At 34.4% G+C, this 16,570-nt stretch carries 13 protein-coding genes and 3 tRNA genes; 10 read left to right on the forward strand and 6 right to left on the reverse strand.

Going from position 1 to position 16,570, the window contains the following annotated elements; all coding sequences use genetic code 11:
* Window positions 1-36 precede the first annotated feature (36 nt).
* From scpA to IV513_RS00550, 5 genes are all read right to left on the reverse strand, one after another.
* Entirely contained in the window at window positions 37-2,154 is a 2,118-nt protein-coding gene (gene scpA, locus IV513_RS00530) for a methylmalonyl-CoA mutase (protein ID WP_209388562.1), read from the reverse strand.
* Window positions 2,155-2,309: 155 nt separating this feature from the next.
* Entirely contained in the window at window positions 2,310-4,838 is a 2,529-nt protein-coding gene (locus tag IV513_RS00535) for a DUF5686 family protein (RefSeq protein ID WP_245168816.1), read from the reverse strand.
* A 135-nt stretch (window positions 4,839-4,973) separates the two neighbouring features.
* A tRNA-Leu gene (locus IV513_RS00540) sits at window positions 4,974-5,057 on the reverse strand.
* A gap of 6 nt (window positions 5,058-5,063) precedes the next feature.
* Window positions 5,064-5,139 (reverse strand) — tRNA-Gly (locus IV513_RS00545).
* Window positions 5,140-5,146: 7 nt separating this feature from the next.
* A tRNA-Leu gene (locus IV513_RS00550) sits at window positions 5,147-5,228 on the reverse strand.
* A 173-nt stretch (window positions 5,229-5,401) separates the two neighbouring features.
* Here IV513_RS00550 and IV513_RS00555 point away from each other — a divergent pair.
* The 5 genes from IV513_RS00555 to IV513_RS00575 all read left to right on the forward strand — a co-directional run bounded on the left by IV513_RS00555 (window position 5,402) and on the right by IV513_RS00575 (window position 9,739).
* Complete coding sequence (locus IV513_RS00555; protein ID WP_209388563.1) at window positions 5,402-5,779, forward strand: DUF3127 domain-containing protein; 378 nt, start codon at window positions 5,402-5,404, stop codon at window positions 5,777-5,779.
* Between the two features lie 60 nt (window positions 5,780-5,839).
* Window positions 5,840-6,484: a leucyl/phenylalanyl-tRNA--protein transferase gene (gene aat / locus IV513_RS00560; RefSeq protein ID WP_209388564.1), complete on the forward strand. Its 645-nt coding sequence runs from the start codon at window positions 5,840-5,842 to the stop codon at window positions 6,482-6,484.
* Between the two features lie 146 nt (window positions 6,485-6,630).
* Entirely contained in the window at window positions 6,631-7,515 is an 885-nt protein-coding gene (locus IV513_RS00565; RefSeq protein ID WP_209388565.1) for a cupin-like domain-containing protein, read from the forward strand.
* A 195-nt stretch (window positions 7,516-7,710) separates the two neighbouring features.
* Entirely contained in the window at window positions 7,711-8,121 is a 411-nt protein-coding gene (locus IV513_RS00570) for a BrxA/BrxB family bacilliredoxin (protein WP_209388566.1), read from the forward strand.
* 100 nt (window positions 8,122-8,221) lie between these two features.
* Window positions 8,222-9,739, forward strand: a complete 1,518-nt coding sequence (locus IV513_RS00575) for a GH3 auxin-responsive promoter family protein (RefSeq protein ID WP_209388567.1) — start codon at window positions 8,222-8,224, stop codon at window positions 9,737-9,739.
* Between the two features lie 2 nt (window positions 9,740-9,741).
* On the opposite strand, the gene menD is transcribed toward IV513_RS00575, so the two are convergent.
* Window positions 9,742-11,418: a 2-succinyl-5-enolpyruvyl-6-hydroxy-3-cyclohexene-1-carboxylic-acid synthase gene (gene menD / locus IV513_RS00580; RefSeq protein ID WP_209388568.1), complete on the reverse strand. Its 1,677-nt coding sequence runs from the start codon at window positions 11,416-11,418 to the stop codon at window positions 9,742-9,744.
* Between the two features lie 827 nt (window positions 11,419-12,245).
* On the opposite strand from menD, the gene IV513_RS00585 reads away from it, so the two are divergent.
* The 5 genes from IV513_RS00585 to IV513_RS00605 all read left to right on the forward strand — a co-directional run bounded on the left by IV513_RS00585 (window position 12,246) and on the right by IV513_RS00605 (window position 16,367).
* Window positions 12,246-12,710 (forward strand): glycine zipper family protein, encoded by a 465-nt coding sequence (locus IV513_RS00585; protein WP_209388569.1) that lies wholly within the window; start codon window positions 12,246-12,248, stop codon window positions 12,708-12,710.
* A gap of 113 nt (window positions 12,711-12,823) precedes the next feature.
* On the forward strand, window positions 12,824-13,048 hold the full coding sequence (locus IV513_RS00590) for a winged helix-turn-helix domain-containing protein (RefSeq protein ID WP_262897301.1): 225 nt from the start codon (window positions 12,824-12,826) through the stop codon (window positions 13,046-13,048).
* A gap of 174 nt (window positions 13,049-13,222) precedes the next feature.
* Window positions 13,223-13,738 (forward strand): RNA polymerase sigma factor, encoded by a 516-nt coding sequence (locus IV513_RS00595; protein ID WP_209388570.1) that lies wholly within the window; start codon window positions 13,223-13,225, stop codon window positions 13,736-13,738.
* A gap of 73 nt (window positions 13,739-13,811) precedes the next feature.
* Window positions 13,812-15,074 carry a histidine-type phosphatase gene (locus IV513_RS00600; RefSeq protein WP_209388571.1) on the forward strand — a complete coding sequence of 421 codons (1,263 nt, stop codon included), beginning with the start codon at window positions 13,812-13,814 and terminating at the stop codon, window positions 15,072-15,074.
* Window positions 15,075-15,416: 342 nt separating this feature from the next.
* Window positions 15,417-16,367 carry an isopenicillin N synthase family oxygenase gene (locus IV513_RS00605; protein WP_209388572.1) on the forward strand — a complete coding sequence of 317 codons (951 nt, stop codon included), beginning with the start codon at window positions 15,417-15,419 and terminating at the stop codon, window positions 16,365-16,367.
* Window positions 16,368-16,570 lie beyond the last annotated feature (203 nt).

A 16,570-nucleotide genomic window follows, 5' to 3' on the forward strand; every position in this document is an offset into this window, starting at 1 on the left:
CAAAAGCTGTGCAATTTATAGAATTCTAATCGTATTTTAATCTAAGAAACGCTCCAAAATATCAACAGCACATTTAGGAAGATTGGTTCCCGGTCCGAAGATAAAATCTGCACCGTTAGCGAATAAATAATCATAATCCTGTTGCGGAATAACTCCACCTACAACGATAGTAATATCATCAGCTCCCAGTTTTTTCAGTTCTTCTACAACCTGAGGTACCAATGTTTTATGTCCTGCCGCCAACGAAGAAACTCCCAAAATATGAATGTCATTTTCCACCGCCTGTTTTGCCACTTCTTCAGGCGTCTGAAATAGCGGAGCAACATCCACATCAAAGCCCATATCTGCAAATGCTGTAGCCACCACTTTGGCTCCCCGATCATGACCGTCCTGCCCCATTTTAGCAACCATAATTCTTGGTCTTCTTCCCTCTTCTTCCTCAAATTTCTGAGTGAGCTCTAAGGCTTTACCAAAATATTCGTTTTTACCTGCATTCATCGCATAAACTCCTGATATTGTTCTGATATTCGCTTTATAACGTCCGAAACTTTCTTCCATGGCATCGCTCATTTCCCCTAGTGTTACTCTTCTTCTGGCGGCTTCAATACAAAGTTCCAAAAGATTGCCTTTTCCGGATTTTGCGGTTTCACGAATTGTATTGAGAATTTCCTCAACTTTTGAAGAATCTCTTTCGTTTTTAATTTTTAATAATCTTTCGATTTGTTTTCTTCTAACCTCAGTATTGTCGATGTCTAAAATTTCAATAGGCGTCTGTTTTAATGTGGATTTAAAAGAATTTACTCCAATAATAAACTCTTCACCACTGTCTATTTTCGCCTGTTTTCTCGCTGCAGCTTCTTCAATTCTCATTTTCGGAATTCCGGCTTCGATGGCTTTAGTCATACCCCCTTCTTTTTCTACCTCATCAATGTATTTCATTGCTTCATCAATCATTTGCTGCGTGAGAGATTCCACCAAATAACTACCGCCCATAGGATCTACAACATCGCAGATTCCAGATTCTTGCTGAAGAATAATTTGCGTATTTCTTGCAATTTTCGCCGAATAATCTGTTGGAAGAGCAATTGCCTCATCCAATGCGTTGGTATGCAAAGACTGCGTTCCGCCTAAAGCTGAAGATAATGCTTCTATTGCTGTTCTAGTAATATTATTGAAAGGTTCTTGCTCGGTTAAAGACCATCCGGAAGTTTGTGAGTGAGTTCTTAACGCTAAAGATTTTTGGTTTTGAGGATTAAACTGGGTAAGAAGATTCGCCCAGATATAACGTGCTGCACGCATTTTGGCAATTTCCATAAAATGATTCATCCCGATTGCCCAGAAAAAAGATAATCTTGGGGCAAAATCATCAACATTCATTCCTGCTTTAATACCGGTTCTTACATATTCTAAACCGTCCGCTAATGTGTAAGCCATTTCGAGAACAGGTGTAGCTCCCGCTTCCTGCATGTGATAACCCGAAATTGATATTGAATTGAATTTCGGAATATTTTTAGAAGTATATTCAAAAATATCAGCAATGATTTTCATTGATGGCGTGGGTGGATAGATGTAGGTATTTCTCACCATAAATTCCTTCAAAATATCATTCTGAATTGTTCCGGACAGCTTATCCGGAGAAACTCCCTGCTCTTCTGCAGCTACAATATAAAAAGATAAAATCGGCAACACAGCACCGTTCATCGTCATCGAAACCGAAATTTCATCCAAAGGAATCTGGTCGAAAAGAATTTTCATGTCCTCCACAGAATCTATAGCAACACCGGCTTTCCCAACATCTCCCACCACTCTTGGGTGATCTGAATCGTAACCTCTGTGCGTAGCCAAATCAAATGCTACAGAAAGACCTTTTTGTCCCGCCGCTAAGTTTCTTCTGTAAAAAGCGTTAGATTCTTCTGCTGTGGAAAAACCTGCGTACTGACGTATCGTCCAAGGTTTTTGAACATACATTGTGGAATAAGGACCTCGAAGGAAAGGTGCAATCCCCGGAGAACTATCAGCAATGGCATTATCTTTTACATCTTCGGTAATGTATTTAGATTTTAATTCTAATCCGTCTTTTTCAAACGAGTAGATTTTCTGCTGACTTTCAGGTATATTAAAGTGAGGAACTTTATTTTTGATTTCCCTTCTCATTTACTTTTATTTAAGACCTTAAAAATAAACAATTTTGAAAAAATACAGCATGCTGATTATCAGCAATTCATAAAATTCATCAACTCAAAAAAAAACAATTAAAACAACCAACAAATTCTACCAAACAATTTTGTTTTGTATTTGAAGTAATTTACCTAAAAATTAAATTGAAAACCTGCTTTAATACCAAATTTAGAAACATCGGGTCTGTTGAGATAATTCCCTCTCCAGTTGAAATCTACTCTCAAAATTCTGATATTTCCAAATCCTATATTTTCGATTCCGAATCCATATTCATAATAAATCTGTTGATCGGGAGCAGAATATCTGAAACCTTCAACATTAATATTCTTCGAGGCATCGCTTAACGATCCGTAAGCAGCACGAATAAAAGCCACTTCTCTCAATTTCAGTTTTTTAATCAACGGAAGATAAGAAAGAATTTTCCCATTGAAATGATGCTCAACATGCAGTGTAGTGTAGGTATCGGCAACAAATTCGTAGTAATTTAACTGTGCGAATGTATTAGGTACAATTCCGTAAGATTGGTTCCCCGGAATAACATTCTGCAATGCTAACGGAACAGTATCGAATGTTTTTCCAGCTTCAAAGTTCAAGAACGTTTTTCCTAAATTGCCCAAAATAATGGGCTTATAAAACATAAACTGCAGTTTATTATAGTTAAAATCCGCATTAAATAATCCTTCTATTCCGCGCGTATATTTTAACACAATGGTTGGTGCTAAAGTACCATGTTCATAACGATCTACCCCTGTTTGGGAAAATCTCGCACCCGGTCTTGCAATTAAACTTAATGTAACTCTGGAATCATTGGTTGTTTTTCTGAGATTTCCATCTTGATAATACATCAAATTGAACCCAGAAGGATTGGCAGACTTTATACTTTGAAGAGTTCCATCTATTCTCAATTGAAAATTTTTCCATGGCTCGATAGACGTAAAAAAACTGGTCTGATTAATGGAACTTAAAGACGCATTTTCTCCTCTGGCAAAAACCGTTGATGATGCAAATGAACGGGATAATATACCATCTTCTGTGGTAAGCTGAACACCAAGCTGAGTAATATCTCTTTTGGTACCCGCTCCAATCATAAAACGATTAACCCTATTGAACATGTATCTTCCTTCAACTCCATATTTAAACTGTTTATCCTTAAATCCGTAAGCATTATAAAATTCAATTCTCCAAGGATCATTTTGTCCGAAATAAGTTCTAGCACCCAATCTAATTCTGTCGCCCTCCACTTCATTTTTACCATAAATAGATGTTATAGGTCCCAAATCTATTCCTTTCGTCACATTATAATATCTTGATGCTAATGTTTCATAGACTTTTACAATTCTGTTGAACTTTGGAGTCTCCTGTAATTTATTCAGCATTTCGTACACTCCTTTTTCCTCTTTAGACAAAGAATCTGGTCTTGCCTGGCTCCAATAAGCTTCGTCTTTATCTACAAAATCGGCATCATATTCCACTTTTTTTCTAGTGAATACAGAATCTGCCAAAGGTTTATTAAAATTGTATTCGTAGTAATCTACAGATCTTTTTGCCAAAATGCTTTTTGCAGACTTCTTCTTAGAAAAAGGAGTCATTTCTATTTCTGTAACCAATTTTTTTGGAAGAAAAGTTCTTTCATCAGGATTATCATATTCCAATTCGGTAGAAATAGCATTAATGAAATTTACATTGATTTTATTGGTCGATTTTAAAGTAGCTTCTAAAATTGCATAAGAATCTGTATCAATATACAAATACCCCTGAAATGCCAATACATCTGTTCTTCTTGGCTGATAATGAATTTTATACGCATTTTCTCCCCTTACAGAAACGGTGTCTATTAAATTGTAATCGTATGTACTAAAACCATCTGTTCCTACCGGACTCGGAAAGCCAATATCAAAATAATTCAACGTATTATCGTAAATATTGATGTCTCTATAAAGATTTTTCGCCGTAATACTAATTACCTGATTGTCCTGAAAACCGGATGTTTTCTGAGCAACAAGCAATTTTTTATTTCGTTTATACGGTCTGTTTTCGCCAAAATTTTCATAAATAGATTCGTTCAGAAATATTGGCAAAGCCATTTTTCCATTAGCGGTAGAATCTGCATAATCAAAAATAAAATCAAGTTTATTAAAAACTTTCCGCTTCATAAAAGTGCTGTCCAAATTATTGGCATCAAACTGAATTTTCTCGTATTCTTTAAAAGTATAAGAATCGAATTTTTCTAAACCATTGTTGCGTTTTCGTTTCCAAACTTCCTGCATAATTCTGTATGCGGGATTCTCCTTTTTATTTTTGAATTTTGTTTTTTTATTGTTAATAACAACTTCATCAATATTACTTACTTTTTCCTGTGACAGTTTAATAAGAAGATTATTTGTATTCGCAGAAGTTATATTGGTGGTTTGCAAAGCAAAATTTTTCTTAAAAAAACGCAGTTTATAAATTGTAGAATCTGATTTTATTAAAAAATTGCCCGTTGTAGTGGTAAGAAATGATGTAGGATTATCATTAATGAAAATTTCAACTCCTGAAATTTCCTTGTTGGTTCTTTCGTCAACAATTCTGCCAGACAATGTATTTTGTGCATGTAAAAATCCTGTAAATGTGAGGATTAAAATTAAAACAGAGTATTTAAAGTAATGGTTAAGCATCATTCGTTTCTTCGGACAATTAGCATAAACAAAAAGTGTGCTGCATTTTACAGTTTTTATGGTCCCATTTTTCAATTTGGAAAAACAATCATTAAAACAAAAAAACCTGACAATCATTAGATTATCAGGCTTTTAATGTACCCCAGACGGGACTTGAACCCGTACGTCCTTGCGGACACAGGATTTTAAGTCCTGCGTGTCTACCAATTCCACCACCAGGGCATGGAGTGGAGCGAAAAACGGGATTCGAACCCGCGACCCCAACCTTGGCAAGGTTGTGCTCTACCAGCTGAGCTATTTTCGCAAACGTGTGCGGATGAAGGGACTCGAACCCCCACGCCTCACGGCACCAGATCCTAAGTCTGGCGTGGCTACCAATTACACCACATCCGCATTGTTACTGAAATATTTTAAAGAACTTCCTTCGTTTTTGTGAGTGCAAATATAGGGCAATTATTTGTATTTGCAAGAATTATTTCAAAAAAAAATAAATTTTTCTAAAATTTGTTCTAAATCATAATTTTTAAATTTCATTTTATTACTTTTACGGAGTTAATATTTACGATATGGAATTACAAGGAACGATAAAGAAAATATCTGAAACTCAAACATTTGCAAGTGGGTTTCAGAAAAAAGAAATGGTTATTCTTACACAAGAACAGTACCCACAACCAATTAACATTGAATTTTTACAGGATAAAATAAATTTGTTGGATTCTTTAAAAGAAGGCGAAAATGTAAAAGTAGGAATTAACATTAGAGGTAGAGAATGGGTATCTCCTCAAGGAGAAACAAAATATTTTAATTCTATTACAGGATGGAGAGTTGAAAAAGTTTTTGATAACGCAGCCGAACCTACACAGGCAGCACCATCTCATTCTGCAGCACCGGTTTCTAACGAAAACCCATTTGCAAATGACGACGATGACGATTTGCCTTTCTAATTAATATTTAAACATCAGATAACAATCCTGCTTTTTCAGAAAAGTAGGATTTTTTTTACCATGGTAAAATTAGACAAAAACGAAATTTCATTTCCAGACCCGCTTCAGTATGACGGGCATGAAGGCATTATAGCTTTCGGAGGAGATTTGTCGGTAGAAAGAATTTGGTTTGCTTATCAACATGGTATTTTCCCCTGGTTTAATCCTGGTGAAGAAATACTTTGGTGGTGCCCAGATCCAAGATTTGTTTTATTTCCAAAAGAGCTGAAAGTTTCTAAATCTATGCAGAAAATTTTAGACAGAAAAACATTCACAATTACTGAAAATCAAAATTTTGAGGAGGTTATTTATAATTGCGGTACCATTGGAAGAAAAGGACAGGACGGAACATGGCTTTCTCAAGATTTAATGAACGCATTCATTAAGCTTCACCATTACGGTTTGGCAAAAAGTGTAGAAGTATGGCTGGAAGACCAACTTGTGGGCGGACTCTACGGTTTGCAGGTAAGAAATGTTTTTTGTGGAGAAAGCATGTTTTCAAAAGTGAGCAACGCTTCAAAAGCTGGGTTCATTCATTTTGTTCAAAATCATATTAACGATTTCAGCTTAATCGATTGCCAGTCTCACACTGAACATTTGGAAAGTTTAGGTGCAAAAATGATTTCAAAAAAAGATTTTTTAAATATTTTACACCAAGATTTATAAAAAAATACTTTGCCTGCCGTTATTACATAAAATTTTTAAATTTTATTTATTTCAAATAATGATAATCTTCATAGATTAAAAAAATATTAAACGAATAACGGTAAATATTTATTTAATAATTTTGTAACATAAAAAATTGAAAAGAAATGGGGGTTATTTTAAAACCTATTGACATAGTAGATGATATTTCGAAAGAAGATTTTTTTGAAAAATATCTAAAACCGAGAAAACCGGTAGTCATAAAAAATATGGCAAGAAAATGGCCGGCTTACCAAAAGTGGACCATGGAGTACATGAAAGAAGTTGTAGGAGATGTTACTGTTCCTTTATATGACAGCTCCAAAGCAGATCCAGCAGCTCCTATTAATGCTCCTACTACAGAAATGAAATTTGCAGATTACATAGACCTCATCCAAAGAGAGCCTACCGATTTGAGAATTTTCTTCTTCGATCCTATTAAAAAAGCCAATAAACTTTTAGACGATTATATTTCTCCAAAAGAACTTATGGGAGGATTTTTGGATAAATATCCGTCTATGTTCTTCGGAGGAAAAGGATCGGTAACTTTTCTGCACTACGATATAGATTTAGCACACATATTCCATACTCATTTCAACGGAAGAAAACATATATTGCTTTTCGACTATAAGTGGAAAGAAAGACTCTACAAATTACCGTACGCTACGTATGCATTGGAAGATTTTGATATTTCTAATCCTGATTTTAAAAAATTCCCTGCCTTAGACGGAATTGAAGGCATAGAATGCTTCTTGGAGCATGGTGATACTCTATTTATGCCTACAGGATGGTGGCATTGGATGAAATATTTAGACGGAAGTTTTTCTATTTCACTCAGAGCTTGGGATAAATCTTGGGCGGTAAAAGCAAAATCTTTGTACAATCTTACTATACAGAGAAATCTTGATAACTTCATGAAGGCAAGATTTAAAAAGAAATACATGGACTGGAAAGAGAAAAAAGCAGTAGAAAGAGCCAATTATGCCTTAAAAAGAGGATTGCCAAAGAAATAAATTTTCAAGAATATTATAAACCCGAATTTTTTTCGGGTTTTTTATTGGGAAAAAATGAAAAGAAAGTATCCATAACATTAATATTCCTTCTGAATTTATCACGTTTATTATTTTTACTAACAGTGCCGATAGTTATTATAAATTAATATATACCATCTAAAATTTGTAAATTTGCAATAAATAAATTCATAAAAAATGTATCCAACAGACTTAGTAATGCCGATGAAGGCTGAACTTACAGATAAAGGTTTTGAAGATTTGGCAACACCATCACAGGTAGAAGAGGCTTTAAAAAAATCTGGAACAACTCTTTTAGTAATTAACTCTGTATGTGGTTGTGCAGCAGGAGCAGCAAGACCTGGAGTTGTATATTCTTTAACAGGAGATAAAAAACCTGATCATTTAACAACTGTTTTCGCTGGTTATGATACCGATGCTGTAGCAGAAGCCAGAAAACATTTAGCACCATTCCCTCCAAGCTCACCATGTGTAGCGCTTTTCAAAGACGGAGAATTGGTTCACATGTTAGAAAGACATCACATTGAAGGAAATCCTGCAGGAGCAATCGCAGCCAATCTTCAGGCAGCGTATGACGAATACTGCTAAAATCCATCAAACCTCTAAAAATAAAACCGTTACAAATTTTGTAGCGGTTTTTTGTTGAAATCGTGCGTAGGGAAATTCAATTATTATTATATTTGTCGTAATGGCAACCAAAGCACTTTTTAACACCGTGGTTAACTGGTTTATTCGTCAGAGGATAGATCAGATTCAGAATTTCATGAAGTATCCCGTGGAAACCCAAAAAGGAATACTTTTTTCTCAGTTATTTCATGCAGAAGATACGGAGTATGGGAAGAAATATGGCTTTAATTCCATTTCCAGCTATCAGGATTTTAAGAATAAAATTCCGGTAGTATGCTATGAAGATATTGAGCCTTATATTGAAAAAGCAAGACAGGGACAAAAAGATATAAGCTGGCCCGGATATATTAAGCATTTTGCAAAATCTTCCGGAACTACCAATGCAAAAAGCAAATACATCCCCATTTCTTCCGAAAGTCTGGAATACTGTCATCTGAAAGCAGGAAAAGACATGGTTTCCATCTACGCAAACAACCATCCAGAAAATCAGCTTTTTACCAATAAAAATTTACGTTTAGGCGGAAGTTCAGAATTATATGCAGATTTCAATACAAAATTTGGAGATCTCTCTGCAATCTTAATAGACAATCTTCCGTTTTGGGTAGAAATTACCACCACTCCGAGTAAAAAAGTTTCTTTAATGGGAGAATGGGAAAGCAAACTGAAAGCGATTGTTGCGGAAGTTAAAAATGAAGATGTTGGAAGTATTTTAGGTGTTCCCAGTTGGATGATGGTACTTTTACAAAGAGTTTTAAAGGAAACCAGCGTTAACAGTGTATCTGAACTCTGGCCCAATCTTGAAGTATTTTTTCATGGTGGAATTAGCTTTAAACCATACAAAGAACAGTACAAACCGATTATCGGGAAAAATATTAATTATTACGAAATTTATAATGCCTCAGAAGGCTTTTTTGGAATTCAGGACCGATCGAACAGTGACGAAATGCTTCTGATGCTTGATTATGGAATTTTCTATGAGTTTATTCCGATGGATCAGTTCAGTCATTCCAATCCAAAAGTTGTTTCTCTTGAAGATGTTGAAATAGGGAAAAACTACGCAATGGTGATTACCACCAATGGCGGACTTTGGCGATATTTAATTGGAGATACGGTAATTTTCACGTCTTTAGATCCTTTCAGAATAAAAATTACAGGCAGAACCAAGCATTATATTAATGCTTTTGGGGAGGAACTCATGATTACCAATGTGGAATCTGCACTTACAAAAGCATGTAAAGAAACAGATTCTTCGGTAACCGATTTTACAGGAGCTCCTATTTTTATGAAAGAAAATGAAAGCGGTGCTCACGAATGGATTTTCGAATTCAGCAAAGCACCGGAAAATCTTGAACATTTTACCGATATTTTCGATCGCCATTTAAAATCGATCAATTCCGATTACGAAGCTAAAAGATACAATAATATTACCCTTAGAAAACCGGTTGTACACGTAGCAAAACCCAATTTATTCTATTCCTGGCTAGAATCTAAAGGAAAACTGGGCGGACAAAACAAGGTTCCCAGACTCAGCAACGACAGAGAATATATTGACCCTCTTTTAGAATTGAATCAGCTGTAAAACTAAATCTCTTTCAGGAAATTAAAATAAGCTTTCTGCGTATCTGCATTGGTTTTCCCCTGTGTATTTACCTCTAATATTTTAGGCTTGGTATCGGGTTTAAAAAAGTTAGCCAAAACACGATCTAATGTACCGTCATCCTCCACTCTCACATAAGAAAACCCAAAATGTTTCGCTAAAAATTCGGCATTTTTATGATGTTTTGTCGATATAAATTCGTCAACCGTATTAGAATTGGCATTTCCTGGTCCAGGAATAATTTTAAAAATATTTCCTTCCCCGTTATTAAATATGATAATTCTTGTAAATGGCGGAATATATTGGTTCCAAAGCCCGTTAATATCATAAAAGAAACTCAAATCTCCGGTAACCAATAAAGTAGGATTCTGGTTTTTAATAGCAAAACCCATTGCGGTAGAAGTAGAGCCATCTATCCCACTTGTACCTCTGTTGCAATAAATTTTCCTTTTCCCGAAATCGAACAGCTGAGCATAACGAATCGCTGAACTGTTACTGAAATGAATATTATAATTTTCAGGAACACTCTCCGAAACTCTCGAGAAAAAGTAAAAATCCGAAAACTCTATTAAATTAAGAAAATCCTGATGTTTTTTATCTTTTTTATCTCTTAAAACATCCCAGAGATTGTAATAAGGACGAGGTTCGAGCGTAATAAAATTTAACAGTTTCGAAAAGAAAAGTTCAGGTTTTACTTCAATTTTATGGGTTAAACAGAAATAGGTATCCGGTTGCCAAATTTCGTCCAAATGCCAATGCTGTTTAGGTTTTGCAGCTCTCAAAAACTGTTTAACTTTTTTCGAAACTACATTTTGTCCTACTGTAATCAACAAATCCGGAGCATAAGTCTTAAAATCCTGTTCTGTAAAGCCAAAGATATAACGGTCTATATGTCTGAAGAATTTCTCATGATAAAGATTAGAATTGGCTTCCGACAAAACCACCACCGAATGGTTTTTTACTAATTGAGTTAACAAATTTTCCAGTTCCGGACTGTAATCTTTTGTTCCCACTAAAATCATGATGCGCTGCGAAGTATTCCATTCTGCAATAAGGCTGGAAGGAACTTCGTATTCTTTCTGTTTAATCGTTTTTTCTACCACAGGAAAAGTAGGAAGTTCCGAAACCAATTCATACAAAGGTTCTTCTAAAGGAATATTAATATGAACCGGACCTTTCTTTTCGAAGCACAGTTCTATCGCTTTTTTTATAATTTCTGAATTAATATCTTCCGCATTGTCTTTAGAATCTTCCAAAAGCTGAAAATCCCCATAAGAATGCTGCTGAAAAAGATGATTTTGGCGAATAGTCTGCCCATCAAACAAATCAACATAATCTGTTGGTCTGTCTGCCGTTAAAACAAGCAAAGGAATGTTAGAATAAAAAGCTTCCGTAATTGCAGGATAATAATTTGCTGCCGCAGAACCGCTTGTACAAGTAATTGCTACTGGTTTTTTTTCACTCATCGCCATCCCAAGAGCTACAAAAGCTGCACTTCTCTCATCTACAATACTGTAACAGTTAAAATCATCCATTTCAGAAAAATGAATTGCCAAAGGAGCATTTCTGGATCCCGGGGAAATAACAACGTCTAGAATATTATACTGCTGAAGAAGATTGGCAAGCACCTGAATACTTCTCTTGGAAGAATATTTTTTCATAAGGCAAAATTAGTTTACAAATTTATAACTTTAAAATAGTTAAACAAATGTATGATGATTTCACATGTCAAATCAATTACAATAATCTTAGACCATAAAGTAAAACTATCAAAAAGTATTTTTTATTTTGATTTGTTTTTGTATTATTGTGATAATAAAGTTGCATGATTGAAAAAAATATCTAGAGTTGTTACAAAAGGGGTGACACCCCAATGTCGAATACTAAATATGACATCAAATAAAATTTAGTTGAGAACATTATGAGTGTATTCTGAAAATCATAAGAGTAAGAATTAATAACACCAGTAAATGAAATTTATAATCTAAAAAATTAATTAACAAATTAACTTTAAAGTTTTAAATATGAAAAAAATTCAATTTTACACAACCTTATTTTACTTATCACATTTTTATTATTTTTATCATGTAATAATGATCTACATTCGGATGAATCAATTCAAAATATTGAGACCCTGAATTTACAATCAAGAGATGGTCAAATTTATGAAGATCACGAAATTTTTAATACTGAAAATTTTGATTTTTTTGGGAAAGAGCATAATAATGCATTAGACTATGCCCTACCCCAAATTGATGCTAAAGAAAATTTAGCCTATAACAACATTGAAATTCATACAAATCACTACTTTGATTATATCTATGAGCCTACATCACAATTTAGAAATGATGTAAAAGATAAATCTTATAAATATATTTATGAAGAAAATAAGAACAATCCAAATTTATCTTTAGTAGCTTCATTCAGGTTAAAAAATGGTATAGCTTATCCTCAGATAGAGTCTTACCTTTCTTCTTTAGATGAGGTTTTGAATTCATCTTTACCATTCGAAGAAAAGGTAAACTTAATAAGAAGTTTGGATTCTAACATTAGTAGGGATACTAATTTAATTGATGAAGACAAAACATTTTTATTACTTACTAATAGTGTAGCAAGAAATTCAGTAGCATACTGGAATACATCCCTTTCTGATAGATGGAGAGACTTAATAGATGTTCAAATTGGAAATAATCCTGAAGTTTCAGTTGAGACATATGATATTAATTGGAGCTTTGTTGCAAAAGCTGATATTGTTGGTTTCATAAGAGAATTTGGAAGAGGAGCTCTCACAGGATCTATTAGGGGAGCTATAATAGGAGCTCTCTCGTCTGGTGGCACGGGAGCAATTCCTGGGGCAATTATTGGCGCACTTGGCTGGGGTGCAGCTTCTGGAGCCAGAGGTGCTGCAATTGCATCAGGAGCAGCAGCAGTTGCAAGTTTTCTAATAGATTAACTAATACTTTAAGATTATATGAAATATAGAAATTTAGAACAAGCATAAAAATAGGGAAGTACGCTTTTATTCCGTCGCAGTTTCAATTGTTTTTCAGGGATGGAATTATTCAGTTGACGGAGAAAGAATCGGAGCTGTTGTTTTTACTGTCGCAAAACAATCAGAAAATCATTAGTCGAAAAGAGATTTTGGAAGCACTTTGGGGCGAAAATGATTACTTTTTAGGGAGAAGTTTAGACGTTTTTATGACGAGATTGCGCAAGTATTTTCTGCACGATGACAGAATCAGATTTGAGTCCGTGCGAGGAATTGTATTTAGGGTGAATTTTCCGGAATAGAATTTGATTTTTTTTGAAATTTATGTCGCCACTTCTAATAACGGGAATACAAATTCAAAGGGTTTTTATTTTAAATTATTGATTTTTGAGATTTATTTTTTTTATTGCTGACTGCTAATTTTTGATATATTTGAAAGCTTCGTCTATATATAGACCTCAAAATATAGTCTCCAAGTGCATTCTCAGTTTAAAATATTTTATGCTGAATACAAGCATCAGATTTTCTTCTTCGTGAAAAAGTATATTCACGGACAGGACGATATTGAAGATGTGGTTCAGGATATTTTCGTTCATCTTTGGAAGCACAGGGATCAACTGGATAAGAATAAGGAAGCCATTATTTTTAAAACTGCAAAGCAGGAAGTTGCCAATTTTTACAGACGAAATAAGTTGTCATTCTCAGATTTCAAAGAAGAAACGCACCTTAGCATTGTGAAAGATAAATATGATGAGGATGAATTCCGATCCTATTCTGAGCAGGCACAAAAATTACTAAAATTAATTCCTGAAAAAAGTAAGTCATTTTTTCTTAAACATAAAATTGATGGGCTTAGTTATTCTGAAATTGCAAAGGAGAGTAGTATTTCTAAAAATGCTGTAGCCAAGCACGTTAATAAAGTATTGAATATTCTTAAAACAAACATACACCTGTTTTTTTTCATATTGATTTTCATAAAAAAACTTCTTTAAGGTTGACGATTTTGTTAGTTCTGCGTAATTAATCATAAGACCGTTTTAGCAGACCTAAAAAATTAAGTTTACAATGAAGAAATCAATTTTTATTCTATTCCTTGCAGCAACTTTTTTGTATCAAGGGCAAACCACAAAAGAAGAAATTCTATCCAATATAAATCAGACCGGCGGCGGATATTATGCTTACCCAACTCCGACAAAAAAATTGACAGCCGTTCCCGCTGGCTATCAGCCGTTTTATATCAGCCATTATGGAAGACACGGCTCAAGATGGCTTATCAGTGACAAAGATTTTTCCGGTGTCATGGACATTCTAAAAAAGGTCAATGATCACAACGCCCTCACAGAAAATGGAAAATCAGCGCTACAGCGACTGGAGTCGATTTGGAAAATGGCAGAAGGTCACAATGGAGATCTTACTGAATTAGGAGCTCGACAACACAAACAGATCTCTGAGCGGATGTTCAGAAATAACCCGGAAGTTTTCGGAGATAAAGCTATTGTGACAGCAAAATCCACTGTTGTTCCCAGATGTATCATCAGTATGGCTTATTTTACCAATGAACTGACAGCTAATAATCCCAAACTAAACATCAGCATAGAATCTTCCGATAAATATATGGCCTATCTGAATCATCATACTAAGGAATCAATAGATATAGTAAATCAGGTTAACGCGTGGCAGGAAGAAAAGAAAAAACTTAAAAAAGAAGCGTTGCATTCCGATAGATTTACCAAAAATATCTTTAATAATGATAATTACGTTTTCCAAAATGTAAATCCTGAAAAAGTAATGGAGTCATTGTATTGGATTGCCAGCGATATGCAGAATTTGGAAACAGATATATCTTTCTACGACCTTTTTACAAAAGATGAATTATTTAATATCTACCAATCGGCAAATTATAATACCTACATTAAGGATGGTCCCTCTCCGTTAACAAAAGGATTGGTGATAAACAACGCAATCCCTTTAGTGAAAAATATTCTAGAAGAGGCTGATGATTATATCCGTAACAACAAAAGCGGAGCGTCGCTCAGGTTCGGACACGACGGCAATATTGCGCCATTATTAGCTTTTATGAAAGTAGACGGATTGGACAAGGCGGAAGTTAATCCAAAAGAGGTCTATAAAGTCTGGAATACATTTCAGGCCGCTCCAATGGCTGCCAACCTTCAGATGATTTTTTATAAAAACAAAAAAAATGACGTTTTGGTCAAGGTTCTCCTGAATGAAAACGAGGTCAATATCCCGATTAATACCAAAAGTTATCCGTATTACCAATGGATTGATGTAAGAAAATATCTTGACGATCTTACCCACACAAATTAATTTGCCTTTTTTGGGTTAAAAACTTATACTCGGTAGTTTCTTCAATTTCCTTGGAGCTATTTTATTAACTATATTTTTTTTAAAAGTTGCTCCCGATATAGCTTTTATTGCACCTCTTTTCTTTCTTGGATACTTCGGTAAAAAAAAGTATAGTGAAATCAGCTTAAGGAAACTTAAAAATGAAATAAAAAATTTGAAACAAAATTCGATTAAATAAATAGGATTTAAGTTTCCTATCTATGAACATAACCACAAAAGAAATCTTTTGTGGTTATATATTTAATTCTAAAATGATTTAATTCAAAAATAATGTAAATTAGCCCCACGTAAAATTTCTATAAAATGGATAAAATACCTAGTGTAGACCTGCGTGATTTCCTTTCGGACAACCCGGAACGCAAACAGAAATTTGTAAATGAAATCGGAAAAGCTTACGAAGAAATTGGTTTTGTTGCCTTAAAAGGACATTTCCTAGACGAAAAACTCGTAGACAATCTTTATGGAGAAGTTAAAAACTTCTTCGAACTCCCAACAGAAACAAAACAAAAGTACGAGATCCCCGGAATTGGAGGACAAAGAGGCTATGTCGGTTTCGGAAAAGAAACGGCAAAAGGCTTTAAAAAAGGAGATTTGAAAGAATTTTGGCATTTCGGACAGTATGTTTCGGATGATTCCAAATACAAAAGCGAATATCCAGACAATGTTATGGTTGATGAACTTCCAAAATTCAACGAAGTAGGTAAAGAAACTTACCAAATGCTTGAAAAGACAGGAAAATATGTTTTGAGAGCTTTAGCTTTATATCTTGGTCTTGATGAGTTTTATTTTGATGATAAAATTGCCGAAGGAAACTCTATTCTAAGACCTATTCATTACCCGCCAATTACCCAAGAACCAGATGATGCAGTAAGAGCTGCAGCTCATGGAGATATCAACCTTATCACTCTTTTAATGGGTTCTCAAGGAAAAGGGCTTCAGGTTCAAAACCATAAAGGCGAATGGATTGATGCAATTGCAGAACCAGACGAATTAATGATTAATGTTGGGGATATGTTATCTAGACACACCAACAACAAGCTGAAATCTACCATTCACAGAGTGGTAAATCCGCCACGAGAATTGTGGGGAACTTCTAGATACTCTATTCCTTTCTTTATGCATCCTGTAAGTGAAATGTCGCTAAATGCTTTAGAAAACTGCGTAGATGAAAACAATCCTAAATTGTATGAAGATACCACTGCAGGAGAATTTTTACATGAAAGATTAATCGAATTGGGATTAATAAAAAAATAACAAAAAAACCGGATTTAGTATAGTCATGGTCGGAAGAAATTCCGGCCATTTTTGTGGATCAGTTTCAGAAGTTGGGGAGTAATATTAAAAATTGATATTTTTGTAGAGGATGAAAACAGAAGACCTACTCAAGTTATTATTGCCTGAATACTTAATCGAATACTTCGATGTTATAAAATTTGAAGAGATTGAAGGCTTACTTC

Origin of the sequence: Chryseobacterium sp. RR2-3-20 (assembly GCF_017808115.1) — a bacterium.
GTDB classification, from domain to species: Bacteria; Bacteroidota; Bacteroidia; order Flavobacteriales; family Weeksellaceae; genus Chryseobacterium; species Chryseobacterium oryzae.